Annotated in this window: 20 protein-coding genes; 17 read left to right on the top strand and 3 right to left on the bottom strand. The window is 65.7% G+C overall.

The features are described from left to right. Positions 1–207: 207 nt before the first annotated feature. Positions 208–414, top strand: a complete 207-nt coding sequence (locus PUT80_RS09265; protein ID WP_143271435.1) for a hypothetical protein — start codon at positions 208–210, stop codon at positions 412–414. 389 nt (positions 415–803) lie between these two features. On the opposite strand, the gene PUT80_RS09260 is transcribed toward PUT80_RS09265, so the two are convergent. The 3 genes from PUT80_RS09260 to PUT80_RS09250 form a co-directional block, all read right to left on the bottom strand. Next, positions 804–1532: an SAF domain-containing protein gene (locus tag PUT80_RS09260; RefSeq protein ID WP_081655062.1), complete on the bottom strand. Its 729-nt coding sequence runs from the start codon at positions 1530–1532 to the stop codon at positions 804–806. A gap of 120 nt (positions 1533–1652) precedes the next feature. After that, the gene (locus PUT80_RS09255) at positions 1653–2309 is read right to left on the bottom strand and encodes a hypothetical protein (protein WP_235079097.1); all 657 of its coding nucleotides are present in this window, start codon (positions 2307–2309) and stop codon (positions 1653–1655) included. A gap of 392 nt (positions 2310–2701) precedes the next feature. Then, positions 2702–3094 (bottom strand): hypothetical protein, encoded by a 393-nt coding sequence (locus PUT80_RS09250; protein ID WP_235079095.1) that lies wholly within the window; start codon positions 3092–3094, stop codon positions 2702–2704. A gap of 479 nt (positions 3095–3573) precedes the next feature. On the opposite strand from PUT80_RS09250, the gene PUT80_RS09245 reads away from it, so the two are divergent. From PUT80_RS09245 to PUT80_RS09170, 16 genes are all read left to right on the top strand, one after another. Beyond that, positions 3574–4224, top strand: coding sequence for a hypothetical protein (locus PUT80_RS09245; RefSeq protein ID WP_051165943.1), 651 nt, complete (start codon positions 3574–3576; stop codon positions 4222–4224). A 94-nt stretch (positions 4225–4318) separates the two neighbouring features. Then, the gene (locus PUT80_RS09240) at positions 4319–4636 is read left to right on the top strand and encodes a hypothetical protein (RefSeq protein WP_235079093.1); all 318 of its coding nucleotides are present in this window, start codon (positions 4319–4321) and stop codon (positions 4634–4636) included. Beyond that, on the top strand, positions 4629–5156 hold the full coding sequence (locus PUT80_RS09235) for a DUF6879 family protein (RefSeq protein ID WP_037359944.1): 528 nt from the start codon (positions 4629–4631) through the stop codon (positions 5154–5156). The genes PUT80_RS09240 and PUT80_RS09235 overlap by 8 nt, the downstream gene beginning before the upstream one ends. A gap of 25 nt (positions 5157–5181) precedes the next feature. Continuing rightward, positions 5182–6009 (top strand): helix-turn-helix transcriptional regulator, encoded by an 828-nt coding sequence (locus PUT80_RS09230; protein ID WP_235079091.1) that lies wholly within the window; start codon positions 5182–5184, stop codon positions 6007–6009. Positions 6010–6137: 128 nt separating this feature from the next. Further along, positions 6138–7289: a radical SAM protein gene (locus PUT80_RS09225; RefSeq protein WP_037359940.1), complete on the top strand. Its 1152-nt coding sequence runs from the start codon at positions 6138–6140 to the stop codon at positions 7287–7289. Then, positions 7286–7861 carry a 3'-5' exonuclease gene (locus PUT80_RS09220; RefSeq protein ID WP_037359938.1) on the top strand — a complete coding sequence of 192 codons (576 nt, stop codon included), beginning with the start codon at positions 7286–7288 and terminating at the stop codon, positions 7859–7861. Before PUT80_RS09225 ends, PUT80_RS09220 begins: the two co-directional genes overlap by 4 nt. After that, positions 7842–8486, top strand: coding sequence for a dTMP kinase (gene tmk, locus PUT80_RS09215; protein WP_037359936.1), 645 nt, complete (start codon positions 7842–7844; stop codon positions 8484–8486). Before PUT80_RS09220 ends, tmk begins: the two co-directional genes overlap by 20 nt. Positions 8487–9246: 760 nt before the next feature. Next, positions 9247–9591 carry a hypothetical protein gene (locus tag PUT80_RS09210; RefSeq protein WP_037359935.1) on the top strand — a complete coding sequence of 115 codons (345 nt, stop codon included), beginning with the start codon at positions 9247–9249 and terminating at the stop codon, positions 9589–9591. A gap of 269 nt (positions 9592–9860) precedes the next feature. Then, positions 9861–10049: a hypothetical protein gene (locus PUT80_RS09205; protein WP_037359933.1), complete on the top strand. Its 189-nt coding sequence runs from the start codon at positions 9861–9863 to the stop codon at positions 10047–10049. 113 nt (positions 10050–10162) lie between these two features. Beyond that, a complete protein-coding gene (locus tag PUT80_RS09200) occupies positions 10163–10414 on the top strand; it encodes a helix-turn-helix domain-containing protein (protein WP_268745721.1) in 252 nt (83 codons plus the stop codon). After that, the gene (locus PUT80_RS09195; RefSeq protein ID WP_037359931.1) at positions 10411–10851 is read left to right on the top strand and encodes an NUDIX domain-containing protein; all 441 of its coding nucleotides are present in this window, start codon (positions 10411–10413) and stop codon (positions 10849–10851) included. The genes PUT80_RS09200 and PUT80_RS09195 overlap by 4 nt, the downstream gene beginning before the upstream one ends. Then, a complete protein-coding gene (locus PUT80_RS09190; RefSeq protein ID WP_158684461.1) occupies positions 10839–11708 on the top strand; it encodes a hypothetical protein in 870 nt (289 codons plus the stop codon). Before PUT80_RS09195 ends, PUT80_RS09190 begins: the two co-directional genes overlap by 13 nt. Before the next feature lie 251 nt (positions 11709–11959). Further along, on the top strand, positions 11960–12283 hold the full coding sequence (locus PUT80_RS09185) for a hypothetical protein (RefSeq protein ID WP_037359927.1): 324 nt from the start codon (positions 11960–11962) through the stop codon (positions 12281–12283). Continuing rightward, positions 12268–13239, top strand: coding sequence for a hypothetical protein (locus PUT80_RS09180; protein ID WP_037359925.1), 972 nt, complete (start codon positions 12268–12270; stop codon positions 13237–13239). The genes PUT80_RS09185 and PUT80_RS09180 overlap by 16 nt, the downstream gene beginning before the upstream one ends. A gap of 465 nt (positions 13240–13704) precedes the next feature. Further along, positions 13705–14616, top strand: a complete 912-nt coding sequence (locus PUT80_RS09175) for a Scr1 family TA system antitoxin-like transcriptional regulator (RefSeq protein WP_037359923.1) — start codon at positions 13705–13707, stop codon at positions 14614–14616. Continuing rightward, positions 14613–15257: a helix-turn-helix transcriptional regulator gene (locus tag PUT80_RS09170; RefSeq protein WP_106964894.1), complete on the top strand. Its 645-nt coding sequence runs from the start codon at positions 14613–14615 to the stop codon at positions 15255–15257. The genes PUT80_RS09175 and PUT80_RS09170 overlap by 4 nt, the downstream gene beginning before the upstream one ends. Positions 15258–15296 lie beyond the last annotated feature (39 nt).

The following is a 15296-nucleotide window of genomic DNA, read 5'->3' as shown; positions in this document are numbered from 1 at the left end:
TCGATGCAGAGACAGCGGCGTGGCGACTGGACCACGAGAGTGGTTCGCTCGGGCACCGAAGGCTGCTGGCGCATTCGCCGCAGCATGCAGACGTCGCGCCGAGGCGAGCCCGTGCGCCAGCCGCAACGCCGCACGCCCCAGCGCCGAGCGGTCCGGACTCGGCCCGTTCCGGCTGTACCCGCACAGCACCGCAGCGCCCTTGGGGTCGTGAGGAAGCCTGCCCAAGACCCCGATCTGGAGTTCGTGTTCGACCTCGGCCGTGGCATAGCCGTCACCGACAAGAACGAAGCCTGGTCGCGAATTCCACGTCGCCGCGGTTCGGAGCTTGCCGGCGACATGAGACAGCTCGTCATCGCGGGCATGAGCCAGGAGCACCATCGCATCAGCCGCCCGGATGATCGGCAGAGCTGGTGAATCAGGGGCTGTTCGACCGCAGTCGGCCAGCACCACCACGCCAGGCTGATCACCTGCGGCGCGCAAGACCGAAGCGCCCCGTGGCGCGAGAACGCCCAAGGCAGCACGAGCTTGCTCCGCACCAACCGGACCGGCGATCACCCCAAGTCCAGCCGGCAGGCGTTGGACGTGCTGCCACAGCACCGACGCCTCCGCGCTCTTGCGTGCTGCGGCTGCCAAACTCACCAGCCCAGGCGCTGAGGGCAGCCGGAACCGCGCGGCCAGGTCTCCGCCCGCAGGATCGCACTCGACCACGACCGGTGTCTGCTCGGCCGGCCATCGCGCCGCCAGCGCGAGAGCGGCGGTCGTCGCCCCGGGCGACCCCTTCAGCGAACACAGAGCGATCAACATCAGCCGCCGCCTCCGCTCAATGCGACGAGACTGACCTGGCCTGCCGGAGCGGCGGCGAGCTGGCGGGCGTTCGCCTCTGGCAACTGCAACGAGACCACCGTGCTCTGCGGGTCCGGGCCCGCACCGACATCGCTCACCGTCGCAGTCCACTGCGCGATCGGAACCGCAACCTGTCCGGGATTACTACTCGCTGTCCCGGTCGAAGCTGAACCAGAAGACACCAGTACAGCGACCCGCGCACCAGGTGCGAGCGCTGGCGGGAACTGTCCGGCTTTCAATGCCACCGCGGCAATTGCCTGGCCGTCAACCGGGATCGCCGGCGGCCCCAGCGAGCCACGGGTCAGGAGTGTGCCGGCAGGCAAGCTGAACGCCGCAGGGCGACCGACCACAGTGGACGACTCGGCGGCCGGTACTGCGTCGAGCCCGACATCGGCAGACACGGAGACTTGCCGAAAGTCCGGTGCGGACAACAGATGGCCGACGGTGACCGGACGAGCCAACACCAGAACCGGCTGTCGGTTGTCAAGCTGGATGGACACGATCACCGCCGCGGCGGCGCAGGCGATCACTAACACGACACCGAGCAGCAGGTACGGAATCCGCCGAGACGGGCGAACGGTCTTCCAGCGCGACGGCGGCTCCTGTTTGCCTCCCCGCTGGGCCCAGGCGTCCGGTGGCGCGGTCGCCGTGCCAGCGGTGTCCGTGCGTGTCGAGGGGGGTGTGCTCATGACCGGCCTCCCTTCTGGTTTCAGGCATGGCGCCACCGCGCCGCGACGCCGTCTGCGGCGCGGTGGCTGTTCGGACTGAGTTCTGTGGTTGTCAGCGCGGAGCGCGTGCCCCGTTGCGGATCACCGTCCGCCGGTGTTGAGCGCTTGGCTCTCCGCCACGCGGAACGCCGCGTTGCCTGTGGTCGTCATGTCGGGGAATGTTCCGGATTGGCCAGCCCCGGACCATGAGACCGCCCAGTGCACGGTGGCTGTGACCGGATATGCGTTGTTCGGTTGCCCGGCCGAGGACGTCCGGTAGGTGTGACCGCAGTCCGGCGACGCTGCCTTCGGATCGCCCTTGGCAGGGAACGGGGTGCCGCCGCTGCCGCACGTCACCTTCGATCCGTCGCCCATCGACCACACGAGCGAGGTCGGTTTCGCGACCGCGGTCACCGAGACCCCGGGGACGGAGGCCGTGGCCGACTGCTGATCCCAGCCGCTCGACAACCACAACCACGTCGGCAGGGCCACCAGCTGATCTCGGCGCGGGTTCGCCGCGATCGTGGGGCTCGGCAATCGGAGCTGGTTGCGCGCGGCCTGCGCTAGTTCCGCAGGCGACGGCAGCGGAGCCGGACCAGGCGCTTGGCTGTCTGGAATCCAGATCGGCGTCCGGTACAGCGCATCCGAGAAGCCAGGGCCGGAGCACTTGTACAGGTACCACGCGCCCGGTCCCTGACCAGGGCTGGCTTGCGCCTGCAGAGGCCGCGCGGCGGTGTGCACCAACGGTGCCGTCCGCACGCTCGCCAGGCGAAACACCGCAGGCCGGACCTCAGTGCCGCGTTCCCGGTCGGATGGCCGATAGGCGGCGGTGATCGTTCCACCCGCCGGGGGCCGGTAGTCCGAGCGCTGGTATCCGCAGTCGGCGCTCTTGTCGTTCGGGCCGATCACTCGGTCGCCGGTGTCCGGCTGGTCATCGTGTTGACCTCCGCCCTGTCGGCCCGGATTCCTGCCGGGGCCGGACGGGACTCGCCCGGGGGTGCCGTCAGTACCGCCTTGGCCCGCGCCGAGCTGGCACGCCGGGGACGGAGTCTGCTGGCAATCCGCAGATCCCCAAGGGCCGCCCGCCAACGCCGGGGCTGCTCCTGCGAGCACCAGCGATCCGGTCGTCCCCGCAATCAGCGCAGCTCTCCTCAACATGACCCGACCTCGTGAATTCCGAAGTCGGTAACCCGCCATGCGCCGTCTCCCTGCCGTTCGACAACGGCATTGATTTGCCGACGTCCGCTCGGGCCGTCGTTGGCCGGCTGTCCGTTGTCCGCACGATAATGTTGCCAATTGCTGTCGTCGCCGCAGTCAGCGACGATCACCTTTGTCGGGTCTGTGGGCGGCTCGACGGATGACACCTTGGGTGAGTTCTTGGGCTGCCCTTTGGTCACGAGACCATTCGCCTTGTCCGCGTACAGGCCGCGGGTGATGTTGGTCAGTGCCGTGGCAGTGGCGTGCTGCCCTAAGCGCGGGTCCTGCCAGTTTGATGTCTTCGCCGCGGCGGCCATGTCTTCCCACATCCCGAGGTATGCCGCCACCGCTCCTTGACGTGCGGCGTCAGCCGGTGCTGTCGACGCTGGCGGTGCGGCTGCCGACGTAGGCGCTCCAGGAGCTTCGGAGGAGCCAGCGGGAGCAGGATCGGACGGCGAGCCCGCGCTGCATCCAGCCGCCAAGGCAGCGACGATGACGCTCGAAAACACCGCTGCTGGCCGACATGCCCTTTGGGAGACCACGGACTCCACCCCTCCACTCCTCTCACTCGAACTTCTGCCGAGTGCCCTGGCTCAGGTCTACCTTGCGTACCCATACTGACTGCAAGGTGTGGAAGTACCGACCCGGAAGTCGGAATGGTACTCTGCCTTCAACGTTCACCCATTCGAACTAGCAATGTGCGAGTTTCCCAACTGGCGAGTAGTAAATCTGGTAGTGCTGATGACGAGCTACTCAGCGCTGATTGGGGGCACCTCGTGAACCAGCCTCGCCCGAAAACTTCGAATACTTACGGGCCATAATCGCCATGCAGACCGCTGCGGTCCTGGGCTGGGCACTCGTTGGCGCAGCGCTCGCGTTGATGCTGCGCCCGATAGTCATCCGATATGCCGCTGCGAGCGAGCCCGCCACAGCACCGCCGCCCCTTGGCTTGCTCGAAGCCGTGACAGCCATCGTGTTCGCCGCACTCGCGTGCCGCTTCGACTGGTCCCTGGAACTGGTCGCGTACAGCGGCATTGGCGGGTTCGGTGTGCCGCTGGCAACAATCGACCTGCTCGTGCACAAACTGCCGAATATTCTTTTAGGCACGGCATTCGCGGTTCTAGGAATCTCGCTGGGGGCCGACGCTGCTCTGAATGCTCATGGCGGCAACTTTGCGCGAGCAGCCTCGGCGATGGCCGTCGCCTTGGCTGTCAACGGAGCTCTGTACGCCCTGGGCGGAATTGCCGGCGGCGACATGAAGCTGGCAGGACTGCTCGGAACTGGACTCGGCTGGATCAGCTGGGAGGCTGTCTGGGCCGGCCTCGCAGCGGGGTGGCTCCTCGGCGGCACCGTTGTCGGGGCCGCGAGAATCGTCGGGAAGCAGGGCGCGAGCGGGGACATCCCGCTCGGCCCGTTCCTCCTGGCCGGAGCACTGCCGTTCCTCCTATATTTCGGGTCATCGACGGTCGTACGCTGACTCCCGTCGATTCCCGGCAAGCTGCCCGGGGTACGCACAGCGAACCCTGGGGCAGCGATCCCGCGCTTCAGCCCAAGGACCCGCATTCTCACCGTTGACGGTCATGGTGTCGTGCGTCACCATGGTGAGCAACAAGATGGAAGTTGCTCGAAACGGAGGCATGATGCACGTTACGTTCCTCGGCAAGGATCCCGAATCCCAGGTCGACAACTCGCCGACGCTCTATGCCACTGACCGGACTGACCGCACCACCTACATTGCCCAGGGATGGAGGGTGACTGACCCGCAAGCGCTGGCCGCCATCGGACCGGTCCCCGATCATGAGACCCTGATCGAGATCCCCGAGGATGTCCTGAAGTTCTACGCCAAACGCTACGCACAGCAGGAGCCGAAGGAGGAACACGCTGACTGAGCTGATCAAGCCAGGACCGGAGTTCAGGCAACTCTTCCATGGCTTCGAGCACACGGCCTTCCGCTTGGAGACCTTCGATCAGTACGACGCGACGTACGAGAACGAGTCCCTGCGCAAATTCCTCGCCGGCGAGCCGGACGACCTGCCCTGGATGCAGAGCTGGCTTGACATGATCCGCGAAGCGAAGGCCGCGGGCCGGCTCTTCAGCCGCGTGCGCATCGTCTCAATGCCGCTCACGGACTACAGCCGGTTCGGCGTGTGGTGTTCGCAGTTCACCGGCGGAGCAGGCGAAGACATCCGCTACCTTCCGCGAACCCGTGCCGACCGGCTGCCGAAGCATGACTACTGGTTGTTCGACTCGCGCTTGCTGGTTCGGATGCATTTCGACGATCGCATGGGATTCTTAGGCGGCGAGGTCGTCGAAGACCCGGAGCAGGTAGTTCAACACAACTACTGGCGTGATGCAGCCTGGCATCACGCGGTACGGCGGGACGATTTTGCCAAGCAACAGGGCCTCTGATCCCTCGAACGTCCATGAGGCGCGCATGGCGCTCGGCGGTCGGCTCCGCGAGCTGCGCGAACAAGCCGGTCTGACCGGCAGGAAGCTCGCGGAGTCGCTGTCATGGCATTTCTCGAAGATCTCCAAGATCGAAAACGGCAAGCAGAAACCCAGCGAAGACGACATCAAGTCCTGGACGAAGGCGACTGGGCGCGAGGACGAGGCTCCTGCACTGCTCGCGTCGCTCCGCACACTGGAAGTTCAGCACGCCGAGTGGCAGCGGATTCTTCGTGGCGGCATCCGGCCGCGGCAGAACTCGCTTGCTGAACTGGATCAAAAGACGCAGCTGTTCCGCGTATTCGAGTCGACCGTGATTCCGGGGCTCCTTCAGACCTCCGAGTACGCTCGCGCGCGTTTCGCCGAAAGCATCCGTGTCTTCAAGCTCGCCAACGACATCAACGACGCAGTCGCGGGCCGCCTGAAGCGGCAGGACATCTTCTACCGGCCGGACAAGCGCTTCCACTTCGTCCTCACCGAGGCGGCTCTGCGCTTCCGCCTGTCAACTGTGCCGGTCATGCTCGGCCAGCTTGATCGCCTGGTCTCGATCTCCGCGCTCCCCAACGTCAAGCTCGGGATCATCGGATTTGACACCCAGTACACCGCAGCACCGTGGCACGGGTTCTGGTTGTACGACGAGGAGAAGGTCCTGGTCGAGACATATTCCGCGGCCCTCAACCTCGCACAGCCCCAAGAGATCGAGCTGTACTCGGACGTCTTCAGCGAACTCGCCGCTGTCGCCAGCTATGGCCGTGCCGCTCGCGCCATCATCACGCGCGTCATGGACGAGTTCGCAGAGCAGCTGCCGCAGGACTAGCGCCACGTTGCTCCGATCATCAACTGTTTGACTTGTTGCGTGCAACTACGAGCAACTTGCTTTTCTCGCGCACGTGAACCTGCCTAGTCTCCCTGAGTCCGCCCCGGCCGACCTTGGAGACGAGCTACGTGATTACGCCAGTACCCCTGCTCAGCAAGGACCGGATCGGCCTCCTCTCCGAGAGTGCGCGCGAGGTGGTCGAATATCGAAAGAGCGGCTTGAGCCTCAACCACATCCAGGGATGCCCACTGGGATGCGCATATTGCATCCGGCATACCTACGGGTTGTGGGACAAGGATCAGCCTGTTGCGCTCATGCCGGACGCGCAAGCGGTGGACGAACTGGTCAACCACCGGTATTTTCAACCGCACGTCACACCGGTCCAGTTGTTCAACCGGGCCACCGAGCCTTTCTTGCCGAAGGTCCGCCCGCACACGTATGCGGTGCTCGAAGATCTGGACGAACGCGAGCTGACCAATCACGTGCTGGTCATCACGCGGCACCAGCTCAAGCCCTACGACATCGACCGGTTGAACCAGCTTCGCCACGTCAAGCTGACGCTGCTGTTCACCTACTCAGGGATCGACGACCCGAAGATCGAACCGTACCCGTCGCACGTCGCAGCCGAGTCGTTGAAGCTGATGAGCGAACCGGTGCGGCGAAGGTACCGGACGATTCTCTATTGGCGTCCGCTCGTCCCCGGCCTGAACGACACCGATCAGCACCTCTCCATTGCGTACGAGTTGAGCCGGCACGCGGACGCTACGGTTTTCACTGGACTTTTCTACCGCGACCAGATCGCCGCGTACTACAAGGCCAACGGCATCCCCGAGCCCTATACCGATACTGCACGCCGCAAGATCGTGCCCGAGACGCTGGAACGCCGGGTCCTCGATGCGTTTGCTGACTCGGCTGCTTTGTTCCGCAAGACTTCCTGTGCCGTGTCGTACGCGCATGGCCTGCCCGACTACAACGGTCACTACGGCATTCGGGAACTTTGCGACATCTGCCCGCTCCCGCAGAGAGAACTGTGTGCCGGGGCGCAACGCGTGCCAGCAACAGAAGATGTACACCGTTGCGCCAGCGTGTTGCCCGAGGCGCGCGACCTTGAGGTCGTAGACATTTCCCAGCGGGCCGTCGTCGTGTCCGGCTTGGAAACTGAGCAGCCACGGTACTTCCTCCAGCACGCGCTCGGGTTTCAGGTGCACGACGCGAGACACCCTCACCATGCGCTCCGGCATGGTCGCGCCGACATTGGATGGACGGGAGTTCCAGCATGACTGACTGGACTGCACTCAGCTACGTCGTCGTGGATGTCGAGGGCAACGGCCAACAGCCCGCCGATCTCGTGGAGATTGCGGCTGTCCGGATCGAACACGGAAGCATCAGCGAGCCCGTCTCGTGGCTAGTGCGGCCTGGCCGGCCGATCACCCCTTTCGCGAAGCGGATCCACGGGATCACCAATGAGCAGGTAGCAGGAGCTCCCGCATTCGCCGAAATCGCCGCCGAGGTGCTGAAGGCCTTGGACGCCCCCGCGCTCATCGCCCACAACGCCCATGTTGACGTCGGTGTGCTGGAGCGCGAACTTGGCGACTGGGAATGCCCCGAAGTGTTCGACACGCTCAAGCTCTCGCGGCGCTTCTTGCCCGGCCATCCGACTTACAAGCTCGGATCGCTTGTCAGGCAGCTCGGGCTTGACGCTGGGCTGGAGGACATGCAGCAGCCGCATCGCGCCGCGTACGACACGACGGTGACCGCCCGGTTATTTGCTCATGTCGCGGCCGGGCGATCGCTCGAAGCACTCCGCGAACGACCGGAGCGAGGTGACGAAGATGACGCCGTCCTCTTCTGATCTCGACCGCGGCCTGCTCATCAGCGTCGACGGCCCCGGCGGTGCGGGAAAGACGACGATCGTCCGGCATCTGGCACAGATTCTTCTTGCGGAGGGCCGTCACGTGCACGTGACGGCGGAGCCGTCGAACGGCCCGATCGGGAAGCTCGCCGCCGAACTCACACCGACTGTCACCGGTCACGCTCTCGCATGCTTGTACGCGGCTGACCGGTATCACCACGTGGAAACCGAGATCAAGCCACGTATTCAGACTGGCCACGTGGTGATCTCCGACCGGTACCTGGCATCGGGGCTGGTCGTCCAGCGCTTCGACGGCGTGGACCCCGTGTTTCTCTGGCAGATCAACGAAGAAGTCGAACGACCGGACCTTACGGTCATCCTTGAGGCCGACCCCGACGTGATCTCGGAACGGTTGCACGCACGTGGACCGCACAACCGCTTCCAGAGCCCGCCAGGCAATAGCCGCACGGAGACCAAGTTCTACCGGGAAGCTCGCACGATGCTGGATGAGGTCGGCTTCCCCGTTCTGACCCTGGATTGCTCAAACCGTCCGCCTGAGCAGTCTGCCGCGATCATCCGCGACGAGCTGAATGCAATGCTCGAGCCCGCCGATTCAGCCACCTGATCGGTCACGGCAACGTCCAGCTCTGACTCAGTAGCCACCCCGGCGGTGTTTCGTGCCGCGCGGCGCGCATGCCTTCGGGGAAATCGGCGGCGGACGGGCGAGGTCGAGCCCGACGGCGTTCACATTCTGCCCAGCGGCAGAAAGCCTAGGCGCCCTCGCCTGTCTGCCGCCCCATAGCCGCGGTGGAGGCGGCTGACCCCGACCGGTCGCCTCCACCGCGCTCCACCCCGGATGAGAGGTGTCTGGAATGGCCGCACCAGTCCAACGCCTGTGGACGACGCCCTATACCTGCGGGCGCGACGGCATGCAGCATCAGGTCACCGACGAGGCCTTCTACGAGTCTCGCGAGCACGGCGTACCCCTCGTCGCCGTCTGCGGTCGTCAGCTGGAGTGTTCGCTCGCTATCTCGGCCCCCGGCGCTCAATGCGTCGAGTGCGCTCGGCTCATTCACCTGTCCCGTATGCGGCAGAGCGAGAAGCGGCGGGCTGTTCTTGTGCTCGTCCAGGGCGGTCCAACCGGACGGCATCGCCGGCCCCCGCCGGCTCGGCGGCCTCATCGCGTTCGCGGACGAAGCCAGCGCGGCAGGAGGGCGTCATGACAAACGACGATGGGCGAAAGCAGGACACCCGTGCGCCCGAGAATCCCGACGGTGAACTGGACGGTCGCGCAGACGTCGAAGCGAGGTTCCTGAAGATCCTGGGCAGGGCGTTGCGTTGTGAACGCGAGATCGGCGACTGGACGCGGCAGGACTTGGCGCGCGATGGGTGTTGGCCAGGCGACGCAGACTATCGCCTCGCACGAGTTCGGAACGCGCGCGATGACGGTCGCCCGGTTCACGGTGTACTGCAACGTATTGGGACTGCCGCCCGGACGCTTGTTCGAGCGCGTGTACGACGAGGCGATCAGCGACGGCACGGTAGTCGTGAACCTAGCCGAGCTGGCCCGGTCGGGACATCCACTCGCACGCTGGGCAGAGATCCGCTTGCGAGACCTGCCCCCGTACTCAATAGGCCGGCTGCTCGTTCCCCGGCCCGCGCAAGACGCGCTCGCTGAACTCTGCGAATGCGACAAGGGCCAACTGCTCGCTGAGTTGAAGGCAGCTTGACATGTTCCGGGAGAGCCCCAATGCGCCCTCATACAGGGTGTGCCTCGCACTCTGGCCGTTCTCACTTCGCGGCGAAGCGGTGATGCACAAGGTTCCGCAGAGACTCCTGCGAATCCTGTGCCGCGGGCGCACCTGGCTCGGGATGAGCGACTGCGGAGTCATCTGCCTTGCCGACGGGGAGCCTCGCGAGGACGTCGTTCTGATGTGGTGCATCAAGTGCTTCCCGGCGGGGACCGTGCCCGCCGCGCGTACGAGAGGAGTCAGCAGCCGTGATCTACCGGCCCGGTACCGCGCAGGACGCGGCGCGAATTCCCGCAGCACCCGGAGGGTTCCCAGACGATCGGGCGGCCGAGATGAGCCGCCCCTCCGTCATCCGCCACCGGCCGCTGGACGACTGGACCGCGACGCAGATCGCATGGCCGGTCGAGGACCGCGATCTCGCACCAGCCAACCATTAGCGCGAAGGACACCATGCGCAGCACGAGCCGCCTCCTCATCCCGGAAGCGCCTAGTCGCGCGGCACCGATTTCGATAACAAGAGAAAGGACGGGACACCTTGGCAGCGCCAGCAATCAGCATCAAGGGGTGTCGGATCACCGGACCCGCCCGGGACGCGATGCGCAGGAAGCTGAAGAAGAGGTACGAGAAAGGCGCGACTGTTCGTGCGCTGGCCGAGGAATGCGGGCGCTCGTACGGCTTCGTGCACCGGGTTCTTTCCGAGGCCGGAGTTCAGATGCGCAACCGAGGCTGGCGGGTCCGCAAGACACGCCCGGCCGCGCCGATCGGTTCGGGCCCTCAGCACTCGATGGGACATCCGCTATGAACAACAACGCCTGCCGCACACCAGGGCCACGAGTAGGAACGTACGCCCTCATCGGCCGCGACGAAGACATCCTGTTCATCACCGACGACACCGGTGCCTTTGTCTTGCCAGGCGGCCCGGTCCGCGACGGCGAACCCGTCGAGCAGGCACTCCGCCGCACCCTGCGCGGCCAGATCGACGCAGCGATCACCGGACTCGACTTCTGCTCCGTCGTCGAGCACGAAATAGACGGAGGCCGGCACGGGTCGTCGTCCGAGCTGGCGTTCCTGTTTGACGTGACGCTCGCCGACACCGACCGCATCACCGTTCACCGGCCTCGTACGCACCGGTGGGCGGGCGAGGCCGAGGTCTCTGTGCTGCGCCCGGCGGCAATCGCGGAGGTGCTCGCCGCCGGAAGCCTGTCCGCCGACGTTCCGTGGCGGGCGTGGACACCATGACCCAGTTACTCCGCACAGCGATTGACAACCGCGGCTGGCTCTCGGCCAGAGATGGCGAGTTGCCGCGTTCGGAGCCGGTTCCTGCCTTGGGATACCAGATGACGTCAAGGGAGGCGCAGAGCAGTCGCCTCGATGATGCGACAGATGCAGTTCCGGACTTCGCCGAACTGATCGGGCGCAGCGACGACCAGCTCGAAGAACTGGTCCTTGCCAACCTCGGCCCGGACGCGACCGGACTGTGGCAAGCCCTGCTACTCCCGCCGCTGCTCGACCGGGTCCGGACGATCTTGATCGCGACACAGCACAGGGTCGACAACGACCTCCGCACGCGGCGATCAAGGCGCAACGAACGAGGCAGCAAACTGGGCTTCGACCCGACGTCGCACTACGAACAGCGATACAGCCAGTGGCGTGTCCGCGTCACCATGTTCAAACGCCTCGTCGAGACCAGGTTGTCCCAGACGCGAGCCGCCGCTGCCGACGAAAACCACAAGGCAGCCGCCCTGAACCGCAGGCACCGCAACGCCGTGCGCAGGCTCGCCGAGGCCATCGACCGCCACCGCCGCACCCTCGGCGCAGAGGTCGATCCCGAGCCGGCCGATCGGGCGCTGTGGCAGATCCTCGAGGACGTCACCGTTCCTCTGGGACCACAAGGGGTTCCGGTCGCCGTCCGCGACATGCTCACCACGTACTGGTCGTCCGCGCAGAAGGGCGCAGCCATGGATGCCGAGACCACTAAGACCAAAAGCCAAAGTACGACGGAGTACCCGGCACCCTGGCCGGAAGACCTGGAGAGGTTCGCCGATGCGGTCCGGCCGACAACGAAGCCGAATCAGGACGCGGACGGCGAGAACTAGCGCTCCAGTCATCCGGTTTACCGCCGCGGCCCGTTGATACCCGACGACGTCAGCACACAGCAGCGCCCGTCGATAGACAGACAGGAGGCAAGAAACCGTTGCAGACACTCGCAGAGGCCGACGGAACCCGCTTGCCGCACGCAGAACGCGAGTCCCCGCGGCGGCCGACATCGCGCGGCTCTCGAAAGCCAGCACCGACCAATGAGAAGCAACGAGATTTGCTGAACGCTTGTCACTGTGGACTGCACTCCTTGTCCCAGGAGATCAACGCGGACGGCGGCACCGGAACCAAGACGGTCCAGCTCGCCTACCTCGAGGTCACCAGCGGTGCCGGTTCGACCGGCCGCACGTTCAACAGCCACCACAGGGACTTCTGCACCCGGAATTTCGACGAGCCCGACCCGACACTCTATTGCGACTGCAGGCTCTACGGCCTCTGCGACGCGGCACAGACGGTCACAGTCGTCTGGTCGCACACTACCGACAGGCCGACCGGCTGGAACACCACAGAACTGATCACCACGAGGCACGGACTCATGGAATGCCCGACCAGCACACGATGGAGCTGCCGCTGATGCCGGATCACGCAAACTGGACCCCAGCCGTGCAAGACCGCATCGGACTGCCGACATGGCGTCGACTCTACGACGCTCCGGGATTTGTCCACGAAACGGTCGACAAGAGCGGACGCACGTGGCGGATGTGGTTCGCCGACAGCGACATGCCCGGCGACCCGCATCCCCGCGGCTGGCGACTGGCCCGGCTCGCTGCGCTCGACCAGGCTACTTTCGTCCCGCACACCGGTGACGGCCGGGAGTTCGACACCGCCGCGGCACTGATCACCGCTGACGAGGCCGCGCGTGAACTCAGTGACCGCGCACGAGCACGGCAGCCTGCCGGACAGCTGCGCGCGGCCGAAGCACAGATCCTCCTGCTGGACGAAGCTTCACCGACCAACCTGCACCGGCACCTGCCGGGCCGACAACGCGCACAGGCTGTGGCCATAACACTGGACCAGGACACGGGCGTGCTGGACGCACGCGTCTTCGACGACGTGCTGCCCGACCGGACCGTCTGCTGGACGATCCCGTGCGTGACCACCGCCGCCGCGAATCGCGTACTACAGGAGGCCGCCAGCTTGGTCGGACCGCTGCTCGCCGATGTTCCGGCCGTGCTGTACCGCCGGATACGCGAACACCTCGCAACAGCGTTCTCCGACGACGATTTGGTATTAGGCATGTACGCCGGCGAGTGGTTCGAGAAAGACCCGGCATCCTCCGGGATCACCGCCGGAACAGGCGATCGCGAACTGGCCGAATGGGCCGCGGCCTACGACAAGAATGTCGCGTCCGGACGCTGGCGGAAGTTCTTCCCGCGGGGCTTGGACATCGGGAGGTGCCGACACGTGGTGCTGCGCGGCACCTACCTGTGGGCCCGCACGCACCGAGATCTGTTACGGGAGCAGCCCATCCGGCTCGACGTCCATACCCATACCATCGCGCCGAGCATCGGTTGTCGTGATGCCAGCTAGCACACCTGAGTTGAACAGCCGCAACGAGAAAATGGCGCAGGCATACCGGGACGGCGCAACGATCACGAGGATCGCCGCTGTCTACGGGCTGTCTCTGAGCTGGACAGGCCGGATTCTTCGCCAACAGGGCGTCGCGATGCCCCCTGTCCGGCAAGGAGTGAAACGAGAACTCAACGTCGCGCGAGTCGTCAGCGACTACCAGGGCGGAGCCACCATCCAGCAGGTCGCGGACACGCACCACGCGTCTTATGGCACGATCCGCCGGCTCCTCCTGCGCGAGAAAGTCGCAATCCGGCCCCATGGCGGCCAAAACGCGATCAGCCTCCGCGCCGCCCAAGCCGACAATGGCCCACCCCGACCAAAGAAGACGAAAGCGGTCCTGGCGCGGGCTCCCTCGACGCACAGTCCGCGCCGCCCACTCCCACCGACCCTGCTTCGGCAATAGCGCAAGAACATGGACGTTTCGTGACGAGCAAACAAGACACCCCTCAGCCGTCGCCCCGGCACCTGCTGCTCGGCGCTGTCCTTCACGCGCAACGCCGCAAGGCCGACAAGACCTTGCGCGAAGTGGCGAACCTGATCCACAAGCACCACGCGCAAGTCGCACAGTGGGAACTCGGCGTGCGCAAGCCCGACGCCGAGCACGTCGGCGGAATCCTCTGCGCCCTGTCCGTCGCTCCAGACGACCACGCCTACATCTCCAGCCTCGCGAGGACAACCGACCACAGCGTGGTAATCCTCCACCCGGCTCACCACCGCCACCATGCCGAAGCACGCAGCCACTTCACCCAACTCGCAAAATCCTTTGTGGACTACCATCCGACCCTCGTTCCCGCCTCCCTGTGGACCTCCGACTACGCCCGCGTTGTCCTGAAGGATCTCGGCGCGGCTCCCGGATGTGTCAGTGAATTCGTCAGAGCCCAGGCAGCGCAGCGAAGGCTTCTGCGGACCCCTACCGCGGAAACGAGCAGAAAACAGGTCGAAGTCTTCCTTGGCGAGCCTGCCCTGTCGTCCCATCTCCGAGCACCGGCGGTCACCTGCAGCCAGCTCCGATTCCTGCGGGCGCTAGAGAAGGCGAACCCGATGATCAGAGTGCGCATCGTTCCGTCGGAGATCTGCGGCAGCCCGGCACTGCAGGCCCCGTTCACCTGTTACGAGACGGCCGCAGGCCCGGTCACGTACTTCGCGCACCACAGTGCGGGTGTCTTCGCCCCCGACCACGGAGCCTACCGACGGCTCACCGCGGATCTGCGTCTGCTCGCACTGCCCACGACACAATCCCGGAAGGTGATCGACGACCGCATCCGAGACCTGGAACGACTTTCGCCTGCGGCAGAACTTGCCCAACCCCCAACGGCAACCGAGGCCCACCGGTGACCCTCGAACCGATACCCGCATCCGCCGTCGGCACACCGACACCCGACGCTGCAGCCCAACCGCCCGAGACAGCCGGAGCTTTCGTGCGCAGACGCCGGCAGGCATCGGGCCTGAGCATCAACCGCCTCGCGGTACGATCCGGGATCAGCGCCTCCACCATCGGAACCCTCGAACGAGGCCGCACCCCGCTGCAATCACTATGGACCGCCGCAGCCTTGGCCTACGCTCTGAAAGCCGATCCGTACGCACTAGCGATCGCCGCAGGCCGCAGCTACCCCGCAGCCACCCGTTCAGACCGCGACCGGGGACACCGCACCGTCCGAGCGTCCGACATCGCAGGGCCACACCGGACCCTGACCTGCTTCGGCGAAATGCTCTACCTGTGGCGCATCAGGCACAATCGCACCCTGACCCAGGTCGCCGAACTGACGGGTGCCGATCGCCTGTGGTTGTCGCGAGTCGAACGCATGGCGGCCGCGCCGTCGATCCCCACCGTCGTGAAGATCGCCTACGGTCTGAACCTGTCGCGCACAGAACTGCTGGTCCTGGCCATGCGCGACCAGCACTGCCGCAACCTGTACGCCCGCGAGAACATGGTGTACGCGCCGCATGTGCGCGACCTGTACGCCCGGTCCGGGTGACGGTTGCGACGACCGCACCCCGAGCGAGGAGGCTTGCCC

Source organism: Amycolatopsis sp. La24, assembly GCF_029087445.1.
GTDB classification, from domain to species: Bacteria; Actinomycetota; Actinomycetes; order Mycobacteriales; family Pseudonocardiaceae; genus Amycolatopsis; species Amycolatopsis nivea.
Note: the sequence above shows the minus strand (reverse complement) of the source record. Positions and strands in the feature narration are given on the sequence as shown.

Bases quoted from the DNA above. Each gene is read 5' to 3' on its own strand.
- PUT80_RS09260 (WP_081655062.1), bottom strand. From the start codon at position 1,532: ATGAGCACACCCCCCTCGACACGCACGGACACCGCTGGCACGGCGACC.
- PUT80_RS09245 (WP_051165943.1), top strand. From the start codon at position 3,574: ATGCAGACCGCTGCGGTCCTGGGCTGGGCACTCGTTGGCGCAGCGCTC.
- PUT80_RS09230 (WP_235079091.1), top strand. From the start codon at position 5,182: ATGGCGCTCGGCGGTCGGCTCCGCGAGCTGCGCGAACAAGCCGGTCTG.
- PUT80_RS09220 (WP_037359938.1), top strand. From the start codon at position 7,286: ATGACTGACTGGACTGCACTCAGCTACGTCGTCGTGGATGTCGAGGGC.
- tmk (WP_037359936.1), top strand. From the start codon at position 7,842: ATGACGCCGTCCTCTTCTGATCTCGACCGCGGCCTGCTCATCAGCGTC.
- PUT80_RS09210 (WP_037359935.1), top strand. From the start codon at position 9,247: ATGGGTGTTGGCCAGGCGACGCAGACTATCGCCTCGCACGAGTTCGGA.
- PUT80_RS09195 (WP_037359931.1), top strand. From the start codon at position 10,411: ATGAACAACAACGCCTGCCGCACACCAGGGCCACGAGTAGGAACGTAC.
- PUT80_RS09180 (WP_037359925.1), top strand. From the start codon at position 12,268: ATGGAGCTGCCGCTGATGCCGGATCACGCAAACTGGACCCCAGCCGTG.